Here is a 23,376-nt window from a genome sequence, read left to right as displayed (position 1 = left end):
AGCCGTCAGAGCAGGCCTTCCGGCGGGTGTTCACAGGGTAGCTTGTCATTGATGTAGCGTTCGATCTCGGGCAGCGAGAAGGCGTCTTCTTCCCCGACGAAGCTGATCGATACGCCCTTGGCGCCGGCACGGCCGGTGCGGCCGATGCGGTGCACGTAGTCTTCCGGGTCTTCCGGCAGGGTGTAGTTGATCACGTGGCTGACGTCCTCGATATGGATGCCGCGCCCCGCCACATCGGTGGCAACCAGCACCTGGATCTGGCCCTCGCGGAACTTCTCGAGGGTCTCGATGCGCTGGTTCTGGGGCACGTCGCCGGAGAGCATGGCGGCATTGATGCCGGCCTTTTCGAGCAGCTCGTTGAGCTTGCGCACCAGGTCGCGGCGGTTGCCGAATACCATCACCCGGTCGAAGTTCTCCTGCTTGAGCAGGTTGACCAGCAGGCGCTGCTTGTCCTCATCGCCGACCAGATAGACGCGCTGATCGATGTCGGCCGCGTTGTCGACGGTGACCTCGATGTCGACATGGGCCGGCTCATGGGTCCACTGGCTGGCCAGGTTGAGGATGTCCTGGCTGAAGGTGGCCGAGAACAGGAAGGTCTGGCGCTGCTCCTTGTTCGGCGTGTGGCGGATGATGCGCTTGACGTCGGGAATGAAGCCCATGGAGAGCATGCGGTCCGCCTCGTCCAGCACCAGCACTTCCACCTGGGTGAGGTCGACGTCGCGCTTCTCGTGGAAGTCCAGCAACCGTCCCGGTGTGGCCACCAGGATGTCGAGCCTGTCCCCCAGTGCCTCACGCTGCTTCTGGTAGTCCATGCCGCCCACCACGCTGGCAACCTTGAGCTCCGTGAAACGGGCCAGGGCCTTGGCGTCTTTCTCGATCTGCAGCGCCAGCTCGCGGGTCGGGGCCACGATCAGCGCCCGCGGTGCGCCCGGCTTCTGGGCGTTGGGTGCCTCCTCCTCGAGGAAGTAGGCCATGATCGAGATCAGGAAGGCCGCGGTCTTGCCGGTACCGGTCTGGGCCTTGCCCACCACGTCACCGCCCAGCAGAGTCTGGGCCAGGGCCTCGGCCTGGATCGGCGTGCAGTATTCGAAGCCCAGGGCATGGATGGCCCGCATCAGCGGCAGCGGCAAGTCGAAGTCATGGAAGCGCCACTTGCCCGCCACGACGGGGACCTGGAACTGGCGCAGATCCCAGTTCGACTGACGACGCCGCGGCTTGCGCCGGCGGCGCTTGGGCTTGCGGTTCTGGGCCGGTGCTGTGGTCTGTTCCGACTCGCTCATAGGCTGTGCTGTCTTGTCCGTATCGGTGGATGGGGTGCATGACGCAAACCGGTATTGTACCAGTCTCCGGCGACGAGGGCGCGCCCCTGTCTGCTGCCACCGGCTTCTCGCTGTCGGCAGGCCCGCCGCGACTGGTAGAATGGCGCCTATCCATGCAAGGAGTGGCACCATGACACGCCAAAAGAAGACCCGTTCGTTGGCCGACAAGGTGCAGATCCGCACCGGCAAGCGCAAGGATTTCAAGAAGTGGCGTCACGAGAACCCCGATCAGGTGACCTCGACGACCCGCTTCACCCAGAAGAAACGCCAGCAGCGCAAGCTTCAGGCGGCCCGCAAACAGGCCCGCCAGGAAGCGGGGCAGCAGATTGCTATCCATCCTGAACGGAAGGACGACTGACGATGCGCCTGGTCTCCTTCAACATCAACGGCATCCGCGCCCGTCTTCACCAGCTCAACGCCTTGGTCGAAACGCATCGCCCGGCGGTGGTCGGCCTGCAGGAAACCAAGGTCCAGGACAGCGAGTTCCCCGTGGCGGCGGTAGAGGCGCTGGGCTATCGCGTCTTCTACCACGGCCAGAAGGGCCACTACGGCGTGGCGCTGATGGTCGATACGGCCCAGTGCGGCGAGCCGGAGGCGGTCTTTTACGGCTTTCCCGATGACGGCGAGGAGGCCCAGCGACGCATGATTGGCGTGCGCCTGCGCCCGGACGGCGGCGACCCCCTCACGCTGTGGAACGGCTACTTTCCCCAGGGCGAGAACGTCGAGCACCCGGTGAAGTTTCCCCACAAGCGCCGCTTCTACGCCCAACTGCAACGGCTGCTTGACGAAGATCACCACCCCGACGAGTGGCTGGCGGTGATGGGCGACTTCAACATCTCCCCCGAAGACAGCGACATCGGCATCGGCGAGGCCAATCGCAAACGCTGGTTGCGTGAAGGCAAGACCAGCTTCCAGCCGGTGGAACGCGAATGGCTCGACGGCATCAAGGGCTGGGGCCTTGCCGACAGCTACCGGGTGCGCTACCCGAAGACGGACGACCGCTTCAGCTGGTTCGATTATCGCTCTCGCGGCTTCGAGCGCGACCCCCGGCGCGGCCTGCGCATCGACCACATCCTGGTCACGTCTCCCCTGGCCGAGAAAGTGACGGAGGCCGGTATCGACTACGACCTGCGCGGTATGGAGAAGCCCTCGGACCATGCCCCGGTCTGGACGGAGCTGGCGTTGTAGGCTGGTGGATCCGTCAGACTCCTAGCGGCTGGACGCCGCTGCCATGGCCTCGAGCCAGCGCTGGGCATCGCCCTCGCCCCGTTCACGCGCCCGGGTCAAGGCGAGCTCGGCCAGCTCCTGGCGACCCCAGGCATGGGCGAGCTGACCGAGCCTCAGCCAGTCCTCGCCAGCATCGCTACGCTTGGCGAGAGCCTCCCAGGCAGCCAGGGCACGGTCGCGGTCGCGTGCTGCCTCCCAGGCCTGGGCCAGCAGGCGCCGATGCGCCTCGCTGTCTTCCAGCTCGCCCTGCTCCAAGGCTCTGGTGAGGTGTTCGGCGGCTCGCGCCGGGGTGCCGCCGGCAAGGTGAAGATCGATCAGGCGACGCAAGTCGTCCTCGCCGTCGAGTAGCCCATGGCGCCAGCCCGCCTCCCGGATCGCCGCGGCCTGGCCGACATCGCCCAATCGCCAAGCCAGGGCCGCAGCCTGCCGCCAGCGCTCGGGGTCGCGACTCTCTCCCAGGCCGTCGGCCATAAGCGCCAGGGCCGCCGTGTCGCGACCGGCGCGTCTGAGCACCGTGACGGCCAGGCCAAGCTGGGCTTCGCTGGGCTCGGGAGTGGCCGCCAGGGCACGCTCCACCCAGTTGGCAGCCTTCTGCCACTCTTCCCGTTCGGCCAGCGCCCGGGCCAGACGCCAGCGATCTCGCGGTTCACCCTCGTGGCGCGCCAGCCAATCGGCCAGCAGCTCGCCGCCGCGCTCGACCTGTCCCGCGGCCAGGCGCAACCGGGCCTCGTCATGCTGCCAGCGATCCTGTTGCTCAGCCTCCACCCCTCGGATCTTTCGCGCGGCGGTAAGATAGTCGGCGGCTGCCGCTGGGTCGCCGCCGCGAGCCGCCGCGCCGGCGGCCAGTTGCAGGTAGAGGGCCCGGGCCCAGCGATCGGCGGCATTGCCCCCTTGCAGGCGCTCGGCCTGGGCCAGGGCTCGCTCGCTCACCGTCTCGAGCTCGCCGGCCGCCAGCCGCTGCTGAAGGCGCTCCAGGTCGGCAATAAAGGCACCCGATAACGCCGGCGCCGCCGAGACCACGGGAGCCATCAGCAACCAACCCGCGGTGGCCAGAAAGAGAGGACGAAGACGCGACATGGGACTCCCTGTTGCAGGCTATCTCAGCTGGAATTCCAGGCGCTGCCTGGCGCGACGTAGACCCTCGGCCGGCGCGAAGCGCCACTGTGCCACCGCCTGGCGAGCGGCCCTGTCGAAAATGTTGCGCGGCCGGGCGGAGAGCACGCGAATGCTCGAGGGGTCGACGCTGCCGTCGGCGTGGATCACGAACGCCAGCTCAACGTGACCCTCCAGGCCGCGACGCTGAGCGCGTGACGGGTAGTCGGGCGGCACCCGTTCGGTGGGTGCAACCTGCCCGACATCCACCGGCTCACCCGTATCGGGCGACCCGGTATCCGGCTCGCCATTGGTGGGCTCACCGGACGCCATGGTCGATTCGAACGACTGAGCCGTTGCTCCGGGGCGGGGCTCTGGTTCAGGTCGAGGTTGAGTCTCCGGCTCGGGCTCGGGTTCCGGTTCGGGCTGTGGCTCTGGCTCGGGTGGCGGCTCGGGGCGCGCTTCGCTGAGCTCGGGCAGGTCGGTGTCGAGCTCCAGCGGCTCGACCTCTACCGGCGGCAACTCCGGCTCGGGAAGGGCCATCTCGCCCTCCGCCAATGGCGCTGGGTCGGCTATCGGCGGCGGCGCGACCGGCTCGGGCGGTGACGACGGGACAACCTCTGCGGGCGGCTGCACCGCCTCCGGCTCGGCTTCGGGGGGCTCGACACTAGTGATGGGCATGCTCATCTCCAGCATCTCGATCTCCGGCTCGGGGGGCGCGACCAGCAGCGCCAGCAGCCAGAACAGCAGCAGTGCCATGGTCACCCCGGCCAGGGCCGAGAGAGGCACCCGGGTCATGGCGTGCTCCGGGTCGCGGCGACGGCGACCTGCTCGACACCGGCCTCGCGGATGCGATCCATCACCTCGATCAGCAAGCCCGTGGTGGCCTCGCGGTCGGCCTGGATCACCACCCCGCCGTCGCCGCTGACCAGGCCCGCGACCGCCTCACCGACACGGTGGGCATCCACCGGCTGGCCATCCACCCAGACGGCACCTTCCGGGGTGATTGCCACCATCAGCTGGGCATCGGGCTGGGGGCTGGCGGCGCTTGACTCGGGCCGCTCGATCTCCACACCACTCTCCTTGATGAAGCTGGTGGTAACGATGAAGAAGATCAGCATGATGAAGACCACGTCCAGCATCGGGGTCAGGTTGACCTCACCGGCGTCGCTCCCCTCGGCGGCCAGGCTGCGGCGTCTACGCATGGGATTCCTCCACGGCGCGGGCCAGGCGGTCATGCAGCCGCTGGTCCTCGCGGCGAATGATCTGTTCCAGTCGGCTGGTGAACAGCAGACCCACCACTGCTACCGCCATCCCGGCCAGGGTCGGCAGGGTGGCTCGTGCCACGCCGTCGGCCATAGCCCGCGCCTGGCCGGTATCGCTCAGCGCCAGGCTGTCGAACACGGCGATCATGCCGGTGACGGTGCCCAGCAGGCCGAGCAGCGGACAGAGCCCCACCAGCAGCTTCAGCCAGGGCAGCGGCCGCCGCAGCCGGGCGATGAGCTCGCGGGTCCAGGCCTCGCGCAGGGTCAAGGCGCTCCAACTGAGGTGGTCCTGGCGTGCCGCCCAGCGCGCGATCAGCGCGCGGCGGGCGCGGCGGTAGGTGATGCGGAAGAACAGCACCCGCTCCAGGGCCAGGCTGAACAACAGCGCCGCCACTCCGGCGATGCCCACCAGGATGATCCCCCCGGCATCGACCAGGCGCGCCAGAGGCTCAAGCCAGAGCGGCAGCACAGCGCTCGCTCCCGGTGGCTTTCAGGCTGAGCTGGCGATGCTCGAGCTGGCTGGCCAGGGCTGCACTAGCCTGACCTTCCATCACCCCGGCCAGGTGACGACTCCGTCCAGCCAAGGCGGTATGGGCGAACAGCAGCGGCACCGCGGTGATCAGGCCCAGCACGGTGGTGACCAGCGCCTGGCTGATGCCGCCGGCCATCAGCTGAGGATCGCCGGTGCCGAACACGGTGATCATCTGGAAGGTGACGATCATGCCGGTGACGGTGCCCAGCAGGCCCAACAGCGGGGACACGGCAGCGAGCAGCTTGACCAGCGGCTGGCCACGTTCGAGTCGCGGCAGCTCGGCCAGCACCGCCTCGTCGAGGCGCGCCTCCAGGGCCTCGGGTACCGGATCATCGGCAAGCGCCCGGAAACGCAGCAGCACGCGTCCCAGCGGATTGTCTTCCTGCAGCCGGCTGAGGTCGTGCAACTGTCGACGAGTCGCCACGCTCACCTTGAGCAGATAGGCGTACTGCAGCAGCGCCACCAGCAGACCGATGGCGCCCAGGCCCACCACCACATAGCCCACGGCACCCCCCTGGTGGAAACGCTCCGTCAGGCTAGGCTGCTGTGCCAGGGCCTCGATGACCTGCCCCCGGGTAGGGTCCAGCGCCAGTCGTTCCCCCTTCCCGGCCTGGAAGTCGGCGAGCAGGTCGCTCACCTCCCCGGGGGTACGTGGTGCCGTGGCGAGCACGCCCGCATCGGCGCCACGCTCGAGCAGCTGTCCCTCGCTGAAGGCGACCTGGTCGCCCAGGCGCACCACTTCACGAGCGGCGATCTCGCCGTCACCGCCGGCGACAGGTGCGTCGAAGGCAATGACCCGTGCGGTCTCAGCGGTCAGCGCCATCAGCGCATCGCCCAGGGACTCCAGGTGCTCGGGCCTGAGCACCTCGGCATCATCGAGGCGCGGCGGCAACTCGGTGCCGCCCACCGTGATCCAGCTCTCTGCTAATTCATTGCGCAGCTCGCCACTATGACGCGCCAGGGTATCCAGCACCGCCGTGAGACCCTCGCCCTGCTCGGCCTGGCGTTCATCGAGCGCATCTTGACGGGCCTGCTGGACCTGTTCCCGTTCCGACAGAGCCGCGAAACGCGCCTGGGCCTCGTCGTGGGCCTCGCGGGCCTCCTCGAGGGCCACTTGCAGGGCGTCGCGATCCTCGACCAGTTGGGCCAGCCGTGCCGCATCGCGAGCCTCGGCCGCCTCCCGCTCGGCGCGCAGGGTGGTCAGGGGCTCTTCCTGTGACTGGACGGGCAGCCCGACAATCAACAGGCCGCCCATGACCAGCCCCACCAGAGTACGGCGTGCGGAGCGCGTCCGGGAATGACTCATGAGCTCGCCTCTGCACCGGTGGCATCTGCCCGCTCGAGGGGTCGGGAGATCGGCAGGGTCAGCAGTTCCGGCGCCCGTTGGTCGCGGGCGATACGCAGGCCGTGACGCAGTTCCATGCGTCCGGCTTCATCCAGTGCTTCCCAGCGGTCGGCATCGGCGCGCCACACACCGCCTCTGCGTCCATCGGGGGTCAGGTAGTAGAGGCCCACTCGACCCAGGCGCAGGAAATCCACCTCGCGGCGAGCATCGCCATCGTTCAGGGTACCGCGCCAGGCGTCCAGCTCGCGGCCGTAGTCGAGTTCGGTTCGCCAGGCGGCGAGGATGCGATCCAGGTGTTCCGCGGCAGAAGCCTCGAGGTCGGCAAGGCCAGCCTCAAGGCTCCCGGCGCGAGCCAGGCGTTCTTCCTTCAGGAACGGCAGGTCGCGCGACACCCAGGCCTGCAGGCGCGAGATCAGCGCCTGCTCGATCTCGGGCAGCACCTCCCGGGTCTCGGCCAGGGTGTCCAGCGCCGCCTGGCGGCGGTCCAGACGATCGCTCCGTCGCTCCAGGCGTGGCGCCAGGACATCGCTACGCGCTTCCAGGCGGCGAGTCTCGGCCTCTATTCGACGCAGTTCGGTGAGCATCTCGCGGCTCTCGTCGTCGGCAGCATCGATACGTCGCTGTAACTCGGCCTGGGCGCGCTGGGCCTGGCTGGCCTCCTCGACAACTGGCTCCTGTGCCTGGAGGAAGCCGGCGGCGAGCAAGCCGAAGACGATGCCGAATGGCAGTTGAAAGCGAAAGTTCCTCACCATGGCTCTCCGTCGTGGTCGCAGGCAGGGCGCCCACCATGCCACCAATACGAACGATTATCAATGCATATTGATTGACATCTGAGCAGGTGTGCCGCACAGAAAAGCCGCACCCTAGCGGGTGCGGCTTTTTGGTGGGAGGAGGAGCTGGCCTTATGACGTAGCGTTGCGATAGCGACGCTCGACGTCCTCCCAGTTGATCACGTTGAAGAAAGCCTTCAAGTAGTCCGGACGCTTGTTCTGGTATTTGAGATAATACGCATGCTCCCAGACGTCGACACCCAGGATCGGGGTATGACCGTGGCTGATCGGGCTGTCCTGATTGAGCGTGTTCTCGACGACCAGCTTGCCATCAGGCTTGACGCTGAGCCATGCCCAGCCACTACCGAAACGCCCTAGGCCAGCCTTCGTCAGGGCTTCCTGGAAAGCCTCGTAACCGCCTAGCTCGCTGTCGATAGCGGAAGCCACCTTGCCCTCGGGAGTACCGCCTCCCTTGGGAGACATCATCTGCCAGAACATGCTGTGGTTGGAATGACCACCACCGTTGTTGATGACCGCCTGACGCTTGTCATCGGGCACACGGTCCAGATTCGCGAGCAGCTCATCTACCGGGACATCCTCCAGACCGGTGCCTTCCAAGGCACCGTTGAGGTTATTGACGTAGGTCTGATGGTGCTTTGAATGGTGGATTTCCATGGTCAACGCATCGATATGCGGTTCCAGAGCATCGTAAGCATAGGGAAGATCAGGAAGAGTATGCGCCATGATCCATTCTCCTTGTTGATGTCGGATAGGCCTCTTGGGCCTGGTTCACCCACAAGGATGGCAGGGAACTGCCTTTGTTGCTAACGGTTCCTGTTATCCCTTGTATAGAAAATGTTAATTGACCACTTAACGACGCGGGCCGCCCCCCATACAAGGGCCGGCCCGCGTCGCTTCCAGGTCGAAGAGCACTGCTTCCCTACAATTTCTGCTCAAGCTCCGGCAGCACGTCGAACAGGTCTCCCACCAGACCATAATCGGCTACCTGGAAAATCGGCGCCTCCTCATCCTTGTTGATGGCAACGATCACCTTGGAGTCCTTCATGCCGGCCAGGTGCTGGATGGCCCCCGAGATGCCCACGGCGATGTAGAGGTCCGGGGCGACGATCTTGCCGGTCTGGCCGACCTGCATGTCGTTGGGCACGAAGCCGGCGTCCACTGCGGCACGCGAAGCGCCAATGGCCGCGCCCAGCTTGTCGGCGATACCCTCGAGTAGCTTGAAGTTCTCGCCGTTGCCCATGCCGCGGCCGCCGGAGACCACCACCTTGGCAGCAGCCAACTCGGGACGATCGGACTGGGCCAACTCTTCCTTGATGAAAGTCGACTGGCTATTCTCGGCGACAAAATCGACTGCCTCGATGGAGGCACTGCCGCCTTCACTGACCGCATCGAAGCCGGTGGAGCGTACGGTGATCACCTTGAGCGAGTCCTCGCTCTGCACCGTGGCAATGGCATTTCCGGCATAGATCGGACGCGCGAAGGTGTCAGCGGACTCCACGGCGACGATCTCGGAGATCTGCGCTACGTCCTTCAGCGCGGCGACGCGCGGCATGATGTTTTTGCCGTTAGTGGAAGCCGCGGCCAGCACGTGACTGTAGTCACCGGCCAGCTCACTGATCAGCGCGGCGGTGGGCTCGGCGAGCAGGTGGGCGTAGGCGGCGTTGTCGGCCACCCGCACCTTGCTCACGCCGTCCAGCTTGGCGGCGGCGTCAGCGATGTCGCCGACACCTTCGCCGGCGACCAGCACGTCGATATCGCCACCACTCTCTTTGGCGATCTGTTGGGCCGCGGCGACGACATGGGCGGTGGCACCGGCCAGGGCGCCATCGTGATGTTCGGCAAGGACCAGAATGCTCATGAGATCAGCTCCTATCAAAGCACTTTGGCTTCGTTCTTCAGTTTGTCGATCAGCTCGTCCACCGAGCCCACCTTGACACCGCCCTGACGCTCGGCCGGTGACTCGACCTTGAGCAGCTTAACCTTGGAGGCTACCTCGACGCCGAGATCCGCCGGGCTCTTGATGTCCATCGGCTTCTTCTTGGCCTTCATGATATCGGGCAGCTTGGCGTAACGCGGCTCGTTGAGGCGCAGGTCGGTGGTGACGATGGCGGGGAGCGTGAGCTCGATGGTCTGCAGGCCGCCATCGATCTCTCGGGTCACCTGGAGCTTGTCATTCTCGAAGACGACGTCCGAGGCGAAGGTGCCCTGAGGCAGGCCGGTCAGGGCGGCGAGCATCTGGCCTGTCTGGTTGTTGTCGGTGTCGATGGCCTGCTTGCCGAGGATCACCATGCCGGGCTGCTCTTCATCGACCAGCTTGGCCAGCACCTTGGCAGCGCCCAGCGACTCGACGCGTTCGTCGGTCTCGACATGAATGGCGCGGTCTGCGCCCAGCGCCAGCGCGGTGCGCAGCTGCTCCTGGGCGGCCTTGGGCCCCACGGTGACGGCAACGATCTCGCTCACCACGCCCTTTTCCTTCAGTCGCACCGCCTCTTCCACGGCGATCTCGCAGAACGGGTTCATGGCCATCTTGACGTTGGTGAGGTCGACGTCAGTGTGATCCGGCTTGACCCGGATCTTGACGTTATAGTCGACGACGCGCTTGACCGCGACGAGTACCTTCATAGTGTCCTCGCTTGGTTCACACTGGGAACCTGATGGTTGGAGAAGCGGGCTCTACCCCGAGTGGATGCCGGAGGAAACCCGCCTCCTTAGGAACCGGCTGGCATACCTTCATACGTTTCATGCAAGCGTTTGATAGGTGCAGCACCGTGAAACACTCCCAATGTGCCACAGCCACAACCTGATCAACAATCCCGGGTCACGCGGGTGCAGCAACAGACAATGACGCGCTGCATCATCGCAGGGGGTGACCCTTTACCGCTATTATGCCTATCATGACGCATGGCTAGAAGCAAACGACCGTTTTAAATCCTTTCGACGTTGGTCGCATTCGGTGGCCACGTACCCGGGACAGCAAGGAGAGAGCAGGTGGAAGAACAAGTCGAACGCGATTCCATGGACTTCGATGTGGTCATTGTCGGCGCCGGGCCTGCGGGGCTCTCGGCGGCCGCCCGCCTGATGCAGCAGGCGAACGAGGCCGACCAGGAACTCACCGTCTGCGTGGTGGAGAAGGGTTCCGAGGTGGGCGCCCATATCCTCTCTGGCGCGGTCTTCGAGCCACGCGCTCTGGCCGAGCTGTTCCCCGACTGGGCGGATCGCGGTGCCCCGCTGAACACGCCAGCGACCCGCGATGAGGTCTACCTGCTCAAGGACGCCGAGAAGGGTCAGAAACTGCCCAACGCCTTGGTGCCGCCATCCATGCACAATACCGGTGGGGACATTACGCGCTATGTGATCAGCGCCGGCAACCTCTCCCGCTGGCTGGCCGAGCAGGCCGAGGCGCTGGGTGTGGAAATCTTCCCCGGCTTCGCCGCCCAGGAGACGATCATTGAAGACGGTGTGGTCAAGGGCATCCTGATCGGCGATATGGGCGTGGGCGCCGACGGCCAGCCCAAGGACAGCTACATGCCGGGCATGGAGCTGCGGGCCAAGTACACCCTGTTCGCCGAGGGTTCCCGCGGCCATCTGGGCAAGCGATTGATCGAGCGCTTCAAGCTCGATGACGGCAAGGACCCACAGCACTATGGCATCGGCCTCAAGGAGCTGTGGGACATCCCCGCGGAGCAGCACGAGCCCGGCCTGGTGCTGCACGGGTCCGGCTGGCCACTGGACAAGGGCACCCACGGCGGCTGGTTCCTCTATCATGCCGAGGACCAGCAGGTGGTCGTCGGCCTGATCATGGATCTTTCCTACCAGAACCCTTGGCTGTCGCCCTTCGACGAGTTCCAGCGCATGAAGCACCACCCGGTGCTCAAGCAACATCTAGGGAACGGCAAGCGCGTGGCCTACGGTGCCCGCGCCATCACCAAGGGTGGGCTGAACTGCCTGCCGAAGATGACCTTCCCCGGTGGCCTGCTGATCGGCTGCGATGCCGGCACCCTCAACTTTTCCAAGATCAAGGGCCTGCACACCGCGATGAAGTCCGGCCTGGTGGCAGCGGAGAGCGTCTTCGAGACCCTCCAGGAGGGCGACGAGGGGGGCAAGGAACTGACCGCCTTCACCGAGAAGTGGGAGGCCAGCTGGGCCTACGCCGAACTCAAGGAGAGCGCCAGCTTCGGCCCGGCGATCCACAAGTACGGCACCGTGGCCGGCGGCGCCTACAACTTCGCCAACCAGCTGCTGGGCGGCAAGCTGCCCAATCTCCACGACACCACCCCGGATCATGCGACGCTGAAGCCCGCCAAGGAGTGCAAGAAGATCGACTACCCGAAGCCGGACGGCAAGCTCTCCTTCGACAAGCTCTCCTCGGTGTTCCTGTCGAACACCAACCATGAGGAGGATCAACCGTGCCACCTCAAGCTGACTGACCCGGACGTGCCGATCCGCGACAACCTGCCCGAGTTCGACGAACCGGCCCAGCGCTACTGTCCGGCCGCGGTCTACGAAGTCGTCAAGGGCGACGACGGCAAGCCGCAGTTCCAGATCAACTTCCAGAACTGTGTGCACTGCAAGACCTGCGACATCAAGGATCCGGCCCAGAACATCACCTGGGTGGCGCCGGAAGGCGGCGGCGGGCCGAACTATCCCAATATGTAAGCGTTCCGCGTCGAGCTCCGCTCGGCGCGTAAGCCGAGACGCCATCATGAACCAAAGCTCTCGACAAGGCTGGCCCGGGTTTTCTTATAGCTTATAGCTTATAGCCTCAAGCTTATAGCTTACAGCTTCCGAACGAAGTCCGGGCTCAGTCGCCGGTAGCCACCGGCCGCGAAGGGTCGCAGATCCACTCGCTCCAGGAGCCAACGTAGAGCCGGGGCAGAGAACGTCCGGCTACCGCATAGGCGAGGATGTTGTGGCAGGCGGTGACACCGGAGCCGCAATAGGCAATCAGCGAGTCGGCCTCGGGCAACTCGCTCGCGAGATCCTCGGCGGACTTGAAGTGACCGTCACCGTCGAGGTTGTTGGCACTGGGACGGCACAGGGCACCGGGAATATGGCCCGCCACCGGATCGATGGGCTCCGCATCGCCCCGGAAGCGCTCTGTGGAGCGGGCGTCGACCTTGATCGCGGTATCCTCCAGCACCTCTTCAGCCGGGACATGGCTCTGGTCGCGGTAGGCCGGTTGCCAGTCGGAACCCGTCGGCATGGCCTCGGGATCGCTATCCTCTTGCAACGCGCCCCCCGCCGCCAGCCAGGCCTTGAGACCACCGTCCAGGACGCGCACATCGGGATGGCCGGCCCAGCAGGCGAGCATCCACCAGGCCCGCGCCGCCGCGAGCTGGCCACCCATGTCGTCATAGACCACCACCGGCTGTTCTGGGGTGATGCCTAGTCGCTGGACCACCGCCGTGAAGGCCGTTGGCGTCGGCAACGGGTGCCGGCCACCCTGCCCCGGGGGTCCGGCCAGATCCCGGCCCAGGTCGAGGTGGTAACTGCCCGGCAGGTGGGCTTCCCCCCATAGCCGGTGGCCCGCATCGGGCTCACCCAGCCGCGCGCGACAGTCCAGGACCCGGGGCGGGTTGGCGCCCTCGAGGGCGTCGACCAGCGCGGTGGCCGTGATCAGCGAGTATGTCATGCGTTGATTCCCTCCAGCAGTTCGATGGGGGCCAGACGGGCGATCAGGCGGCGGCGACCTGCCTGATGGAAATGTACCTCGATCACGGGATTGTCCGGGTCGCCCTCCACCACACTGATCTGGCCCTCGCCGAATACCGCATGGCGCAGGGCCTGTCCGACCCGGAAACCCTCGGCCCTCGAGTCGGCAGGCCCGGCCTGGGCGGCCGGATCCGCCGCCACCACCGGCATCGAGTGACCCAGGGCGGTCAGGTATCGACGAACGAGGTCGGGGTCGGAGACTGCCAGAGGGCCTTTCGCCTCACCGACCTCACCCGCTGGCGTCCCATCAAGCCTGAGAGCTACCCGCTGGCCATCCTGCCAGGCGGTCTCGGCAATGAAGCGGCTGGGGCGGTGGTCACCGCCGTCATGGAGCAGCACCAGGCGCTCCCGCGCCCGGGTGATGGCCACGTAGAAAAGCCGCCGCTCCTCCTCCAGGCGCTCCGGCGTCAGCGGATTGTCGCGGGTGTAGTGAGGAAAGTCCTCCTCGTTGGTCCCCGCCACCAGGACCAGCGGCCACTCCAGGCCCTTGGCGCCGTGCACCGTGCTGATCAGCACTCCGTCATCGCGGTTCTCCACCGGCCGCGACAGCAGTTCGATGAAGGCCTGGGTATCGTTGCCCAGTTCGCCGGCCTGCTCGATCAGCACGTCGAGCAGGCGCACGTCTTCCTCGCCCTTGTCGCGTCGGGCGGCGGCACGCTTGAGCACCTTCTCGGCCTCCACGGCCTCGACCACGTACTCGAGCAGTCGCGCGGGCGGCCAGGACGCCCGCCGGGGAAGCTCGCAAAGCAGTGCCCAACGCTTCTTGAGGGTCCGCTGTTGATGGGGCTTCAAGCCATCGAGCAGCGGGTCGTGACGCTCAGGCCAGCGCTGAGTCTCGGCCAGCCGTTTGGCCAGGGCATGGATCCGCTCCCGGGCCACGAAGGGAGTGGGCTGGGACAGCAGCATCGTCAGATGCCCCGGATCCTGGAGACGACGGGGCTCGATGGCAAGACGCAGGTAGCCTGCCAGGGCCTCGACAAGGGGCAGGCGGAAGACGAAGCGATCTTCTCGAGCCAGACGGAAGGGAATGCCCTCGCGGAGCAGTGCCAGCTGAAGCGGCACCGACAGCGCCCAGCTGCGCACCAGCAGGCAGGCCTCATCCAGCCCACGCCCCCGGAGATGCCAGCCGTCGAGCTCGGCCAGCACTCCCTGGCTGCCCTGCCCCACGGACAGTGCGGTCGCGGGGTTGTCCGGCGCGGCCAGGCAAAGCTGGTCGGGACGCCGTCGGTTGGCGGCAATTGCATGGTTGGCGATAAGGGCCAGGGCATGACCATGCCGGAAGGTGGTCGAGAGCGGATAGTCGTGGGCCGCCCCGAAGGTGGCAGTGAAGTTCTCCAGCATGGTGTCGGGGTGAGCACCCCGCCACTCGTAGATGCACTGGTTGGCATCGCCCACCGCCATGACCTCGGCATCGCAGCCGGCGAGCAATGCCAGAAGTCGCTGCTGTGCGGTGTTGATATCCTGGTACTCGTCGATGACCACGTGGTCGAGGAATCCCTGAACCCGGCCCCGCAGCCGGGCATCCGCCTCCAGGGCCAGCAACGGTCGATAGAGGAGGTCGGCAAAGGTCATCAGCCCCTGCTCGGCCAGCAGCCGCTCGGCATGGTCGAAGGCGGCCACGAAGTGGCCGGTCTCCTCGCCGAAGTCGAGCTGGCGGTGAAGCTCGGCAGGTGAAGCCATCTCGGCTTTCACCAGGCCGCAGAAATGGGCCAGCGCTTCGAGGCGCTCGGCCTCGAGTGCCGACTCGCGGGCCTCGGGTACCTCGGCGAGGGCGGCCAGCGTCGCTTGACGCAGCAGCCGCTCGAGCTGCCAGTCGGCCGTCAGCAGTTGGCGCGGCGCGAGCGCTCCCCAGCGGGTCAGGCTAGCGGTCAGCCGGTGGCCGAGAGAGTGGAAGGTGCGCACGTCGGGCAGCGCCTGCCCAGCCGGCGCCATCTCGGCCAGGCGGGCCTGGAAGTCTTCCCGGGCCGAGCGGTTGAACATCAGTACCAGAATGCGTGGCGGGGGGACGCCCTGTGCGAGCAGGTGCAGCACCCGGGCGACCATGGTCGTGGTCTTGCCGGCACCCGCAACGGCGGCGACCCGGGCGTGTCCCCGCTGGTGGGTGACCACGGCGCGCTGCTCGGGAGTCAGCTGACGGATCAGCGACATGGCATCTCGCCATCTCGCCGTGAATCCGGCTCCAGCCGTCCCAGGGGCTGCCAGATGCCCTGGCTGGTCAGCCCCAGCTCGAGGACGCCCCCACCGAGCTCTCGTGTCTCGGCCTGCTCCACCAGGCGGTAGTAGACGCTGCGCCCCAGCCGCGCGGAGAGCCCGAAGCGCACCGGGACCTCTGGTACCATCTCCCCGGCCGGCGTTTCGCTCAGCACCAGCCGATGGGCCTCGCCGAGCGCCAGGCGGTCGCCGACGTTGGTGGTCAGCCACCACTGGCCGTCCTCCTCGCACTCGGCGTCCACCACCAGGAAGGGCCGATCCTCGACCCGGATACGCTGGCTCTCGACCGGTGTCACCAGCACATAGTCGCCATCGGGTTCGCGGCGCAGGATGGTCGAGAGCAGGCGCACCAGCCGCGGGCGGGCGATGGGTGCACCCTCATGGATCCAGCGCCCGTCTGCGGCGATCGTGAGGTCCATCTCCCCCTGTTGTTGGGGATGCCAGCGATCCACGGGCGGGATATCGCCATCGGGATCGATCTGGGCCAGCAGCGGATCGAGTTGCATGGGTCGGCCCTCCGGAAGATACATCCTTCGAGTCTAGACCAGCCCGGCGGAGCGAAGCGCCTCACGCACGTCCGCCGGCGCCTCGGGGGCTGCCGCTCGGAACAGCCGGTAGAAGTTGGACGTGGTCTGGGCCGCGACCTCCTCGACGCTGATACCGCGTTCGTCGGCAATGCACTCGGCGACCTCGACCACCCAGGCCGGCTCGTTGGGCTTGCCACGATACGGCACCGGCGCCAGGTAGGGGCTGTCGGTCTCGATCAGCAGCCGGTCCAGCGGCAGCCGTCGTGCCAGGTCACGAAGCGATTCGGCGTTGCGAAAGGTGACGATCCCGGACAGCGAGATATAAAAGCCGTGACGTACCGCCTCGCGGGCCATGTCCAGGTCCTCGGTGAAGCAGTGCAGTACGCCGCCCACTGCCGGGTCGGTATGTTCGCGGATCAGCGCCAGGGTATCGTCGCGGGCCTCGCGGGTATGGACGATCACCGGCAGCTCGAGTTCGCTCGCGGCAACCAGCTGACGCCGGAACCGCTCGCGCTGCACCTCCCGGGAGGGCACGCTGTCGGGTGCCTTGTCGAGGTAATGGTAGTCCAGGCCACATTCACCGATGGCCACGGCGCCGAAGCCGTCGGCTGCCTCCTTGAACGCCGCGACGCTCGGCTCCTCGTCAACGCTGTGCAATGGATGAAGTCCGGCGGAGATCACTACGTCATCGTGGGTACGAGCGATCTTGGCCAGCATCGGCATGTCCTCGAGGGTCACGGCGATGGCCAGGAACTGGCGTATGCCCCGGGCGCGGGCCGCATCGAGGGTAACGGCGAGGTCGCCACCGTGGGTATCGGGATGGAGACGGTCGAGATGGCAATGGGAGTCGACAAACATTCAGAAAACAACCGATGTGAACAGATGGGTATTGGGTGCTCGACGCTCTTAGAGCGTATAGGTCGGGGCCCCCTTGTCGAGCTGGCCGGCCAGTAGCGTCTCGATGCGATCTCGCACGGCCTGGTCCTCGGCACTGAAGTGGATGCCGATGCCCGGGACCCGGCGACCCGCCACACCCTCGGGCGACACCCAGACTACCTGGCCGGTGACCGGGACCCGCTCGGAATCCCCCGGGAGCATGAGCAGCAGGAAGACCTCCTGGCCCAGCTCGTAGCGCTCGCGGGTGGGCACGAAGATGCCGCCGCGCTCCAGCACCGGCATGTAGGCCGAGAGCAGGGTCGGGACATCCTGGATCGTCAGGGAGAGCGCTTTCTGTGCGGCCATGGTGTCTCCTTCATCAAGAGCGCAGCAGCGTGGACCAGCGGACCAGCCAGGCCTCGAGGGTCAGCTGGGGATTGGGATTTCCCCCCTCGGCCAGCAGGCGTCGCTGCTCACGGGCATAGTCCAGCAGGCGGAACCAGTCACGTACCCGAGCATTCTTGACCGCCTGCCGATAGAGTACCAGCAGGTCGGGGTTGCGCAGTTCGCTGGTATCGCCAGAAAGCCCCAGACGAATCAGGTCCTCGAGCCAGGCGATACCGTACCACAGGATAGCGTCGATGGACTGGCGCTCCAGGCGGGCCGCTTCGGCCACCGGCTCGGCGCCCCTGACCAGCGCCTCGAAGGTATCGAGGAGCTGCTGGCGCAGCGCGCGGGATTCCGGCTCGGCGAGTTCCAGCGCCCGCAATGGCAGTCTCCCCGCAGCTCGGAACCAGAACCGGGCCTCCTCCTCACCCCCCAGGCGCTCGGCCAGCCAGGCCCGGCAGTCGGCCTCGGGCGGCACTGCCAGGCTCCAGTGCTGGCAGCGCGAACGGATGGTGGGCAGCAGCCGAGAAGGAATGTCGGAAAGCAGCACGAACAGCGTCCGGCCGCCGGGCTCCTCCAGGCTCTTGAGCAGCGCATTGGAGGCGGCCACGTTCATGGCCTCCGCCGGCGAGATCACTATCACGCGATAGCCGCCCTGCTGGGCGGTCTGGGAGACGAAGGCATTGACCTCGCGCACCGGCCCTATGCGGATTTGCCGCTTGCCCTCCTCCGGCGCCACCCGCAGCAGATCCGGATGATAGCCCGAGGCCAGCATATAGCAGGCATGGCAGCGACCACAGGCGTGTTCTCCCGGCGAGGCGCAGAGGGTCCGAGCCACCAGTGCCTCGGCCAGGGAGTGCTTGCCGATACCGTGAGCCCCCGAGATCAGCAGCGCATGGGGCAGTCGCCCGCCATCGGCTAGGCGCACCAGCTCCTCCCACCGCGCTTGCAGCCAGGGCAATGGCCGAGGGACCTCGACCTCACTCATGTCCAGGCCACCAGTCGCTCATCAAGACGTGCCAGCAACTCGGACTGGACCTCCGCCAGGCCGACACCGGCAGCGATCACCACCATGCGACCGGGATCGGCCTCGGCACGAGCGAGGTAGGCCTGGCGAACGGCCTCGAAGAAGGCATCGTGCTCTCGCTCGAAGCGGTCACGCTCACCGCCCTGCCCCTGGAGGCGACCGTCGAGCCGTTGCTGGGCCTCGGCCATGGGCATGTCCAGAAGCAGCGTCAGGTCAGGCTCGAGGCCCTGCTGGACGAAGGCCTCGAGCTGCGCGATGCGCGCCGCCTCGAGGCCGCGACCGCCGCCCTGGTAGGCATAGGTGGCATCGGTGAATCGGTCGCAGACCACCCAGGCACCACGCGCCAGCGCGGGGCGAATCACCCTGACCAGGTGCTGGGCCCGCGCGGCGAACACCAGCAGCAGTTCGGCATCCGGATCGAGGGTTTCCTCGCCGTCGGGGTCGAGCAGCAAACGGCGCATTGCCTCGGCGCGCGGGGTTCCGCCGGGCTCGCGTGTCGCTACCACCTCGTGGCCGCGAGCCCGCAGATGCTCGACCACCAGGGCCAGGCTGGTGGACTTGCCCACCCCCTCCCCGCCCTCAAGGGTAATAAAGCGTCCTCGAGGCGTTGGCCGATCAGGGTCGTTGTTGCACATGCCTGCTCCAATCAGCGATTACGTATATACCGGTTCACTGCATTGTTATGCTCTCGCAGGGTGCGCGAGAAGTGGTGGGTGCCATCACCCTTGGCAACGAAATAGAGCGTTTCGCCCTCCTCGGGATGTACCGCCGCTTCCAGCGCGGCCCGCCCGGGCAGGGCGATCGGCGTGGGCGGCATGCCGTCGATCACGTAGGTATTGTAGGGCGTGGCCTCGCGCAGATCGGCGTGGGTGATGTTGCCATCATAGCGCTCGCCCATGCCATAGATCACGGTGGGGTCGGTCTGCAGTCGCATGCCGCGCTCCAGGCGGCGCTTGAACACGCCGGCGATCTCGGGACGCTCCTCGGGAGCACCGGTCTCGCGCTCGATCAGCGAGGCCATGATCAGCGCCTCGTAAGGGCTCTCCAGGGGCAGGTCGTCATCACGTGCAGCCCAGACCTCGTCGAGGGTAGCCTCCATGCGTTCCAGGGCCTGGCGCAGGATCTCCAGGTCGCTGAGCCCCTTGTGATAACGGTAGGTATCGGGGAAGAACCAGCCCTCGGGGTGGCGACCCTCGCGGTCGAGCCGGGCCATCACCTCCTCGTCGGAAAGGCCGTCGGTGTTGTGCTCCAGCTTCGGTGCGGCATCGAGCAGCTCGCGCATCTGGCGGAAGGTCCAGCCCTCGGGAATGGTCAGCGGATAACTGACCACATCGTTGCTGCCCAGCAGGGACAGCAATTCGCGACCACTCATCCCGGGTTCCAGACGGTACTCTCCAGGACGCAGGCGTGGCAGGGTCTCGGGCTCCAAGCGGGTGAGAAGCCGGAAAGCCCACGCATCAGCGATGACCCCCTGCTCGGCCAGTTCGTTCACTACTCGATGGTAGCCGGCACCGGCGGGGACTTCGTAAAGAGTCGTTTCATCGAGGGTGATGGGGGCCGCCAACCGCGATTGCCAATAGCGATGCCCGGCGAATGCCGCCAGGGCGGCAAGGAGGATCAGGACCAGCAGAATCTTAAGCGCACGCCCCATGGGTCGTCCTCGTCATTCAGTCGTCGAATCGTGTCGGATAGCCCAGCGGCTCATGGGCAACTGCCTGCAGGCGTCGATGGTCTGTCCCGATGGACCAGCGGTGCAGCATCTCTCCTTCGGCCCCATCCAGCCGCGACACCGGCCAGAGCCCCTGCACCGAATTGCCGAGCCACACCGCTTCGGCATTGGCCAGCACGTCAGGGATGGCATCGACCTCGGTGATGGGCAAGCGCTCGAGCAGCGCCGCCCGCAGCGTGCCGGCTACACCACAGCGCACCAGGCGTGGCGTCTCCAGCCGACCTTCGCGCTGCCAGAAGAGGTTCATGCAGGTGGCCTCCACCAGCCGGCCCTCACTGTCGCATAGCAGTCCTTCAACGGTGTCGTCATCCGACCACTCGCCCCGTGCCAGCACGTTCTCCAGGCGGTTGAGATGCTTGAGGCCAGCGAGCGCCGGCTGGATGCCCAGTCGCAGGCGACAGTGACGCACCCGCACGCCCGCCTTCCAGCGGACTTCATCGGGGACCAAAGGTGAGAGCTGCCAGCGCAGCCGGGGATCGGGTGTCTCGGGAGGGGCATAACCGCGCCCGCCGCTACCTCGGGTCAGCATCAACTTGAGCACTGCCAGGCCCGCTGGTGCGTTGGCTAGGGGGGCGGCAAGCCGATGTTCCGCCGGCAGGGGTAAGCCCAGTACCTGACAGCCACGGGCCAGACGCGCCAGGTGGGCATTCCACAGCAGTGGCGAGCCGTCACGCACCAGTACGGTCTCGAAGAGACCATCGCCATAGGCGACGCCGCGATCCTTCAGTGGCCAGCCCTCTGTCGAGGCCCCTGCTCCCATCTGGCGCGCCTCTGGCCTCACACCCTGGTGAAGACCAGGGTGCCGTTGGTGCCGCCGAAACCGAAGGAGTTCGACAGACTGACGTCGATCTTCATCTCGCGAGCGGTATGAGGCACATAATCGAGATTGCAGCCTTCCTGAGGAGTGTCCAGGTTGATGGTTGGTGGCGCCACCTGGTCACGGATCGCCAGCACGCTGAATACCGCCTCGACGGCACCGGCGGCACCCAGCAGATGGCCGATCATCGACTTGGTGGAGCTGACGGACACCGACTTGGCGGCGTCACCCATCACCTGCTCGACGGCACGACTCTCGGCCAGGTCGCCGTGTGCGGTCGAGGTGCCATGGGCATTGATGTAATCGACGGCCGAGGGAGCGATCCCGGCATCGCGGATGGCATTGCGCATGGCCCGGGCGGCGCCATGACCATTCTCCGGCGGGGCGGTCATGTGATAGGCGTCATCACTCATGCCGAAGCCGGTGAGTTCGGCGTAGATGGTCGCCCCGCGGGCCTTGGCCTGCTCGTACTCCTCGAGCACGATCACGCCGGCGCCATCGGACAGCACGAAGCCGTCGCGGTCGCGGTCCCAGGGCCGACTCGCCGCGGCCGGGTCATCGTTGCGGGTAGAGAGTGCCCGGGCCGCCGAGAACCCGCCCAGCCCCAGCGGGGTGGTGGCCATCTCCGCGCCCCCGCAGACCATCACATCGGCATCGCCATAGGCGATGGTGCGGGCACTATAGCCGATATTGTGGGTCCCGGTGGTGCAGGCCGTGGTAATGGCGATGTTGGGCCCACGGAACCCGTGCTGGATCGCCAGGTTGCCGGAGATCATGTTGATGATCGACCCCGGCACGAAGAAAGGCGAGATCCGCCGTGCGCCGCCATTGAGCAGGGCATTGTGGTTATGCTCGATCATCGGCAGGCCACCGATTCCCGAACCGATGGCCACGCCGATACGATCAGCATTATCCTCGTGACACTCGATTCCGGCATCCTGGATCGCCTGGGCACCCGCGGCCATCCCGTACTGGATGAAGAGGTCCATCTTGCGGGCCTCCTTGGGGTTCAGGTACGGGCTGATGTCGAAGTCCTTCACCGACCCGCCGAAGCGCGTATTGAAGGCGCTGACATCGAAGTGTTCGATGGGCGCGATACCGCTCTTGCCGGCCAGGATGCTGGCCCAGCTCTCTTCAACGGTATTCCCCACCGGCGTGACCAGACCGAGTCCGGTCACCACAACCCTTCTACGAGCCATCAGCTTTCCTCCAGACAACCTTGGGTGACACGACCCCGCAATGGAGTCGTCATTGCGCGCATTATACGCGAGTCTCCCCGACCTGTACGGGCTCGGCAAGTTCGCATCGTGCATAGCACGAGAGCCGTCCTGCCATGGCAGGACGGCTCTCCACGGGGCCGGGGCCCCGGACGCCTCAGCAAGCGGTATCGACCGCCACCTTACTGGTGGGAGTTGACGTAGTCGATGGCTTCTTGAACGGTAGTGATCTTCTCGGCTTCCTCATCGGGAATCTCGGTGTCGAACTCCTCTTCGAGCGCCATCACCAGCTCGACGGTGTCCAGGGAATCGGCGCCGAGGTCTTCAGTGAAGGAAGATGAGTTCTGGATGTCTTCTTCCTTGACGTTCAGACGCTCGGCCACAACCTTCTTCACGCGCTCTTCGATGGTGCTCATTATGACGTACTCCAGTCGTTCACATTGGCCGTTCGGAGAACCAGCCGTTAAAGATCCAGATCCGCTAGCCGGAAGCTGCGGAGTAGTTTATAGACGCCCCCGGGTCGGCGCAACCGCCACCCTCCGGGGACTTCAACGCATGTTCATGCCGCCGTTGACATGCAGGGTCTCGCCGGTAATGTAGCCCGCCGTATCGCCGGTCAGAAAACCCACCGCCGCGGCAATCTCTTCAGGATCACCCAGCCGGGCCAGCGGAATCTGGCCGAGCAGCGCCTTGTGCTGCTCCTCCGGCAGGGACTGGGTCATGTCGGTGGCAATGAAGCCGGGCGCCACCGCATTGACGGTGATCGCGCGCGAGGCAACCTCTCGCGCCAGCGCCCGGGTAAAGCCCTCCATGCCCGCCTTGGCAGCAGCATAGTTGGTCTGCCCCATGTTGCCCATGGTGGCCACCACCGAACTGATCGAGACGATGCGGCCGAAACGCGCCCGCGTCATGCCGCGAACGCAGGCCTTGCTGACGCGATAGACCGACTTGAGGTTGGTGTCGATCACCGAGTCCCACTCGTCTTCCTTCATGCGCATCAGGAGATTGTCGCGGGTGATGCCGGCATTGTTGACCAGGATCGTCGGCGCACCGAACTCATCGGTGACCGCCTTGACCAGGGCATCGACGCTGGCCTGATCGGTGACGTCCAACTGGCGCCCGGCCCCCTCGATCCCCGCTTCCGCGAGGTCGGCACCGATGCGCTCGGCACCGGCATCGGTGGTGGCCGTACCGATCACGGTACGCCCCTGACGGCCCAGCTCGTGGGCGATGGCGCGGCCGATGCCGCGACTGGCCCCGGTGATCAGGGCAACTCTACGCTCGGTTGTCATGGTCTCTTCC

General features: G+C 66.3%; 25 protein-coding genes. 3 read left to right on the top strand and 22 right to left on the bottom strand.

The annotated features are described in order from the left end of the window. Positions 1-5 precede the first annotated feature (5 nt). A complete protein-coding gene (gene rhlB, locus BMY30_RS03530; RefSeq protein ID WP_089710660.1) occupies positions 6-1,280 on the bottom strand; it encodes an ATP-dependent RNA helicase RhlB in 1,275 nt (424 codons plus the stop codon). 169 nt (positions 1,281-1,449) lie between these two features. Here rhlB and BMY30_RS03525 point away from each other — a divergent pair, with 169 nt between their 5' ends. Together BMY30_RS03525 and xthA are read left to right on the top strand one after the other, a co-directional pair. Continuing rightward, positions 1,450-1,677: a hypothetical protein gene (locus tag BMY30_RS03525; RefSeq protein ID WP_089710658.1), complete on the top strand. Its 228-nt coding sequence runs from the start codon at positions 1,450-1,452 to the stop codon at positions 1,675-1,677. 2 nt (positions 1,678-1,679) lie between these two features. Next, entirely contained in the window at positions 1,680-2,507 is an 828-nt protein-coding gene (gene xthA, locus BMY30_RS03520; protein ID WP_089710656.1) for an exodeoxyribonuclease III, read from the top strand. Positions 2,508-2,528: 21 nt separating this feature from the next. Here xthA and BMY30_RS03515 read toward each other — a convergent pair whose 3' ends face one another. From BMY30_RS03515 to BMY30_RS03475, 9 genes are all read right to left on the bottom strand, one after another. After that, on the bottom strand, positions 2,529-3,623 hold the full coding sequence (locus BMY30_RS03515) for a hypothetical protein (protein WP_089710655.1): 1,095 nt from the start codon (positions 3,621-3,623) through the stop codon (positions 2,529-2,531). 18 nt (positions 3,624-3,641) lie between these two features. Further along, on the bottom strand, positions 3,642-4,436 hold the full coding sequence (locus BMY30_RS03510; RefSeq protein WP_089710653.1) for an energy transducer TonB: 795 nt from the start codon (positions 4,434-4,436) through the stop codon (positions 3,642-3,644). Further along, positions 4,433-4,843 carry an ExbD/TolR family protein gene (locus BMY30_RS03505; protein ID WP_089710652.1) on the bottom strand — a complete coding sequence of 137 codons (411 nt, stop codon included), beginning with the start codon at positions 4,841-4,843 and terminating at the stop codon, positions 4,433-4,435. The genes BMY30_RS03510 and BMY30_RS03505 overlap by 4 nt, the downstream gene beginning before the upstream one ends. Then, positions 4,836-5,369: a MotA/TolQ/ExbB proton channel family protein gene (locus BMY30_RS03500; protein ID WP_089710779.1), complete on the bottom strand. Its 534-nt coding sequence runs from the start codon at positions 5,367-5,369 to the stop codon at positions 4,836-4,838. The genes BMY30_RS03505 and BMY30_RS03500 overlap by 8 nt, the downstream gene beginning before the upstream one ends. Beyond that, on the bottom strand, positions 5,353-6,741 hold the full coding sequence (locus BMY30_RS03495; protein WP_244516110.1) for a MotA/TolQ/ExbB proton channel family protein: 1,389 nt from the start codon (positions 6,739-6,741) through the stop codon (positions 5,353-5,355). The genes BMY30_RS03500 and BMY30_RS03495 overlap by 17 nt, the downstream gene beginning before the upstream one ends. After that, on the bottom strand, positions 6,738-7,532 hold the full coding sequence (locus tag BMY30_RS03490) for a DUF3450 domain-containing protein (protein WP_089710648.1): 795 nt from the start codon (positions 7,530-7,532) through the stop codon (positions 6,738-6,740). The genes BMY30_RS03495 and BMY30_RS03490 overlap by 4 nt, the downstream gene beginning before the upstream one ends. A 150-nt stretch (positions 7,533-7,682) precedes the next feature. After that, complete coding sequence (locus BMY30_RS03485) at positions 7,683-8,294, bottom strand: superoxide dismutase (RefSeq protein ID WP_089710646.1); 612 nt, start codon at positions 8,292-8,294, stop codon at positions 7,683-7,685. Between the two features lie 196 nt (positions 8,295-8,490). Further along, positions 8,491-9,429 carry an electron transfer flavoprotein subunit alpha/FixB family protein gene (locus tag BMY30_RS03480; RefSeq protein WP_089710644.1) on the bottom strand — a complete coding sequence of 313 codons (939 nt, stop codon included), beginning with the start codon at positions 9,427-9,429 and terminating at the stop codon, positions 8,491-8,493. Between the two features lie 14 nt (positions 9,430-9,443). Further along, positions 9,444-10,193 carry an electron transfer flavoprotein subunit beta/FixA family protein gene (locus BMY30_RS03475; RefSeq protein ID WP_089710642.1) on the bottom strand — a complete coding sequence of 250 codons (750 nt, stop codon included), beginning with the start codon at positions 10,191-10,193 and terminating at the stop codon, positions 9,444-9,446. Positions 10,194-10,586: 393 nt separating this feature from the next. Here BMY30_RS03475 and BMY30_RS03470 point away from each other — a divergent pair, with 393 nt between their 5' ends. Beyond that, positions 10,587-12,227, top strand: coding sequence for an electron transfer flavoprotein-ubiquinone oxidoreductase (locus BMY30_RS03470; protein ID WP_089710777.1), 1,641 nt, complete (start codon positions 10,587-10,589; stop codon positions 12,225-12,227). A 145-nt stretch (positions 12,228-12,372) separates the two neighbouring features. On the opposite strand, the gene BMY30_RS03465 is transcribed toward BMY30_RS03470, so the two are convergent. The 12 genes from BMY30_RS03465 to fabG form a co-directional block, all read right to left on the bottom strand. Beyond that, entirely contained in the window at positions 12,373-13,203 is an 831-nt protein-coding gene (locus tag BMY30_RS03465) for a sulfurtransferase (protein WP_089710641.1), read from the bottom strand. Continuing rightward, positions 13,200-15,431 (bottom strand): ATP-dependent helicase, encoded by a 2,232-nt coding sequence (locus tag BMY30_RS03460; protein ID WP_089710638.1) that lies wholly within the window; start codon positions 15,429-15,431, stop codon positions 13,200-13,202. The genes BMY30_RS03465 and BMY30_RS03460 overlap by 4 nt, the downstream gene beginning before the upstream one ends. Then, positions 15,422-16,000 carry a DUF1285 domain-containing protein gene (locus BMY30_RS03455; protein ID WP_089710636.1) on the bottom strand — a complete coding sequence of 193 codons (579 nt, stop codon included), beginning with the start codon at positions 15,998-16,000 and terminating at the stop codon, positions 15,422-15,424. The genes BMY30_RS03460 and BMY30_RS03455 overlap by 10 nt, the downstream gene beginning before the upstream one ends. A 33-nt stretch (positions 16,001-16,033) precedes the next feature. Then, on the bottom strand, positions 16,034-16,879 hold the full coding sequence (locus tag BMY30_RS03450; RefSeq protein ID WP_089710634.1) for a TatD family hydrolase: 846 nt from the start codon (positions 16,877-16,879) through the stop codon (positions 16,034-16,036). Between the two features lie 48 nt (positions 16,880-16,927). Beyond that, the gene (locus tag BMY30_RS03445; RefSeq protein ID WP_089710632.1) at positions 16,928-17,263 is read right to left on the bottom strand and encodes a PilZ domain-containing protein; all 336 of its coding nucleotides are present in this window, start codon (positions 17,261-17,263) and stop codon (positions 16,928-16,930) included. 13 nt (positions 17,264-17,276) lie between these two features. Beyond that, positions 17,277-18,272, bottom strand: coding sequence for a DNA polymerase III subunit delta' (locus BMY30_RS03440; protein ID WP_089710630.1), 996 nt, complete (start codon positions 18,270-18,272; stop codon positions 17,277-17,279). After that, positions 18,269-18,946 (bottom strand): dTMP kinase, encoded by a 678-nt coding sequence (gene tmk / locus BMY30_RS03435; protein WP_089710628.1) that lies wholly within the window; start codon positions 18,944-18,946, stop codon positions 18,269-18,271. The genes BMY30_RS03440 and tmk overlap by 4 nt, the downstream gene beginning before the upstream one ends. An 11-nt stretch (positions 18,947-18,957) precedes the next feature. After that, positions 18,958-19,962, bottom strand: a complete 1,005-nt coding sequence (gene mltG / locus BMY30_RS03430) for an endolytic transglycosylase MltG (protein WP_089710626.1) — start codon at positions 19,960-19,962, stop codon at positions 18,958-18,960. Between the two features lie 16 nt (positions 19,963-19,978). Beyond that, complete coding sequence (gene pabC, locus BMY30_RS03425) at positions 19,979-20,800, bottom strand: aminodeoxychorismate lyase (RefSeq protein ID WP_089710624.1); 822 nt, start codon at positions 20,798-20,800, stop codon at positions 19,979-19,981. Between the two features lie 17 nt (positions 20,801-20,817). Beyond that, positions 20,818-22,056, bottom strand: a complete 1,239-nt coding sequence (gene fabF, locus BMY30_RS03420; RefSeq protein WP_089710622.1) for a beta-ketoacyl-ACP synthase II — start codon at positions 22,054-22,056, stop codon at positions 20,818-20,820. A gap of 200 nt (positions 22,057-22,256) precedes the next feature. Next, a complete protein-coding gene (gene acpP, locus BMY30_RS03415; RefSeq protein ID WP_089710620.1) occupies positions 22,257-22,490 on the bottom strand; it encodes an acyl carrier protein in 234 nt (77 codons plus the stop codon). A gap of 132 nt (positions 22,491-22,622) precedes the next feature. Beyond that, the gene (gene fabG / locus BMY30_RS03410) at positions 22,623-23,366 is read right to left on the bottom strand and encodes a 3-oxoacyl-ACP reductase FabG (protein ID WP_089710618.1); all 744 of its coding nucleotides are present in this window, start codon (positions 23,364-23,366) and stop codon (positions 22,623-22,625) included. Positions 23,367-23,376: the final 10 nt, after the last annotated feature.

Origin of the sequence: Halomonas daqiaonensis, from assembly GCF_900109725.1 — a bacterium.
GTDB lineage: Bacteria > Pseudomonadota > Gammaproteobacteria > Pseudomonadales > Halomonadaceae > Halomonas > Halomonas daqiaonensis.
This window is presented reverse-complemented; position numbering and strand designations above follow the sequence as displayed.

Bases quoted from the DNA above. Each gene is read 5' to 3' on its own strand.
- rhlB (WP_089710660.1), bottom strand. From the start codon at position 1,280: ATGAGCGAGTCGGAACAGACCACAGCACCGGCCCAGAACCGCAAGCCC.
- BMY30_RS03525 (WP_089710658.1), top strand. From the start codon at position 1,450: ATGACACGCCAAAAGAAGACCCGTTCGTTGGCCGACAAGGTGCAGATC.
- xthA (WP_089710656.1), top strand. From the start codon at position 1,680: ATGCGCCTGGTCTCCTTCAACATCAACGGCATCCGCGCCCGTCTTCAC.
- BMY30_RS03515 (WP_089710655.1), bottom strand. From the start codon at position 3,623: ATGTCGCGTCTTCGTCCTCTCTTTCTGGCCACCGCGGGTTGGTTGCTG.
- BMY30_RS03510 (WP_089710653.1), bottom strand. From the start codon at position 4,436: ATGACCCGGGTGCCTCTCTCGGCCCTGGCCGGGGTGACCATGGCACTG.
- BMY30_RS03505 (WP_089710652.1), bottom strand. From the start codon at position 4,843: ATGCGTAGACGCCGCAGCCTGGCCGCCGAGGGGAGCGACGCCGGTGAG.
- BMY30_RS03495 (WP_244516110.1), bottom strand. From the start codon at position 6,741: ATGAGTCATTCCCGGACGCGCTCCGCACGCCGTACTCTGGTGGGGCTG.
- BMY30_RS03490 (WP_089710648.1), bottom strand. From the start codon at position 7,532: ATGGTGAGGAACTTTCGCTTTCAACTGCCATTCGGCATCGTCTTCGGC.
- BMY30_RS03485 (WP_089710646.1), bottom strand. From the start codon at position 8,294: ATGGCGCATACTCTTCCTGATCTTCCCTATGCTTACGATGCTCTGGAA.
- BMY30_RS03480 (WP_089710644.1), bottom strand. From the start codon at position 9,429: ATGAGCATTCTGGTCCTTGCCGAACATCACGATGGCGCCCTGGCCGGT.
- BMY30_RS03475 (WP_089710642.1), bottom strand. From the start codon at position 10,193: ATGAAGGTACTCGTCGCGGTCAAGCGCGTCGTCGACTATAACGTCAAG.
- BMY30_RS03470 (WP_089710777.1), top strand. From the start codon at position 10,587: ATGGACTTCGATGTGGTCATTGTCGGCGCCGGGCCTGCGGGGCTCTCG.
- BMY30_RS03465 (WP_089710641.1), bottom strand. From the start codon at position 13,203: ATGACATACTCGCTGATCACGGCCACCGCGCTGGTCGACGCCCTCGAG.
- BMY30_RS03460 (WP_089710638.1), bottom strand. From the start codon at position 15,431: ATGTCGCTGATCCGTCAGCTGACTCCCGAGCAGCGCGCCGTGGTCACC.
- BMY30_RS03455 (WP_089710636.1), bottom strand. From the start codon at position 16,000: ATGCAACTCGATCCGCTGCTGGCCCAGATCGATCCCGATGGCGATATC.
- BMY30_RS03450 (WP_089710634.1), bottom strand. From the start codon at position 16,879: ATGTTTGTCGACTCCCATTGCCATCTCGACCGTCTCCATCCCGATACC.
- BMY30_RS03445 (WP_089710632.1), bottom strand. From the start codon at position 17,263: ATGGCCGCACAGAAAGCGCTCTCCCTGACGATCCAGGATGTCCCGACC.
- BMY30_RS03440 (WP_089710630.1), bottom strand. From the start codon at position 18,272: ATGAGTGAGGTCGAGGTCCCTCGGCCATTGCCCTGGCTGCAAGCGCGG.
- tmk (WP_089710628.1), bottom strand. From the start codon at position 18,946: ATGTGCAACAACGACCCTGATCGGCCAACGCCTCGAGGACGCTTTATT.
- mltG (WP_089710626.1), bottom strand. From the start codon at position 19,962: ATGGGGCGTGCGCTTAAGATTCTGCTGGTCCTGATCCTCCTTGCCGCC.
- pabC (WP_089710624.1), bottom strand. From the start codon at position 20,800: ATGGGAGCAGGGGCCTCGACAGAGGGCTGGCCACTGAAGGATCGCGGC.
- fabF (WP_089710622.1), bottom strand. From the start codon at position 22,056: ATGGCTCGTAGAAGGGTTGTGGTGACCGGACTCGGTCTGGTCACGCCG.
- acpP (WP_089710620.1), bottom strand. From the start codon at position 22,490: ATGAGCACCATCGAAGAGCGCGTGAAGAAGGTTGTGGCCGAGCGTCTG.
- fabG (WP_089710618.1), bottom strand. From the start codon at position 23,366: ATGACAACCGAGCGTAGAGTTGCCCTGATCACCGGGGCCAGTCGCGGC.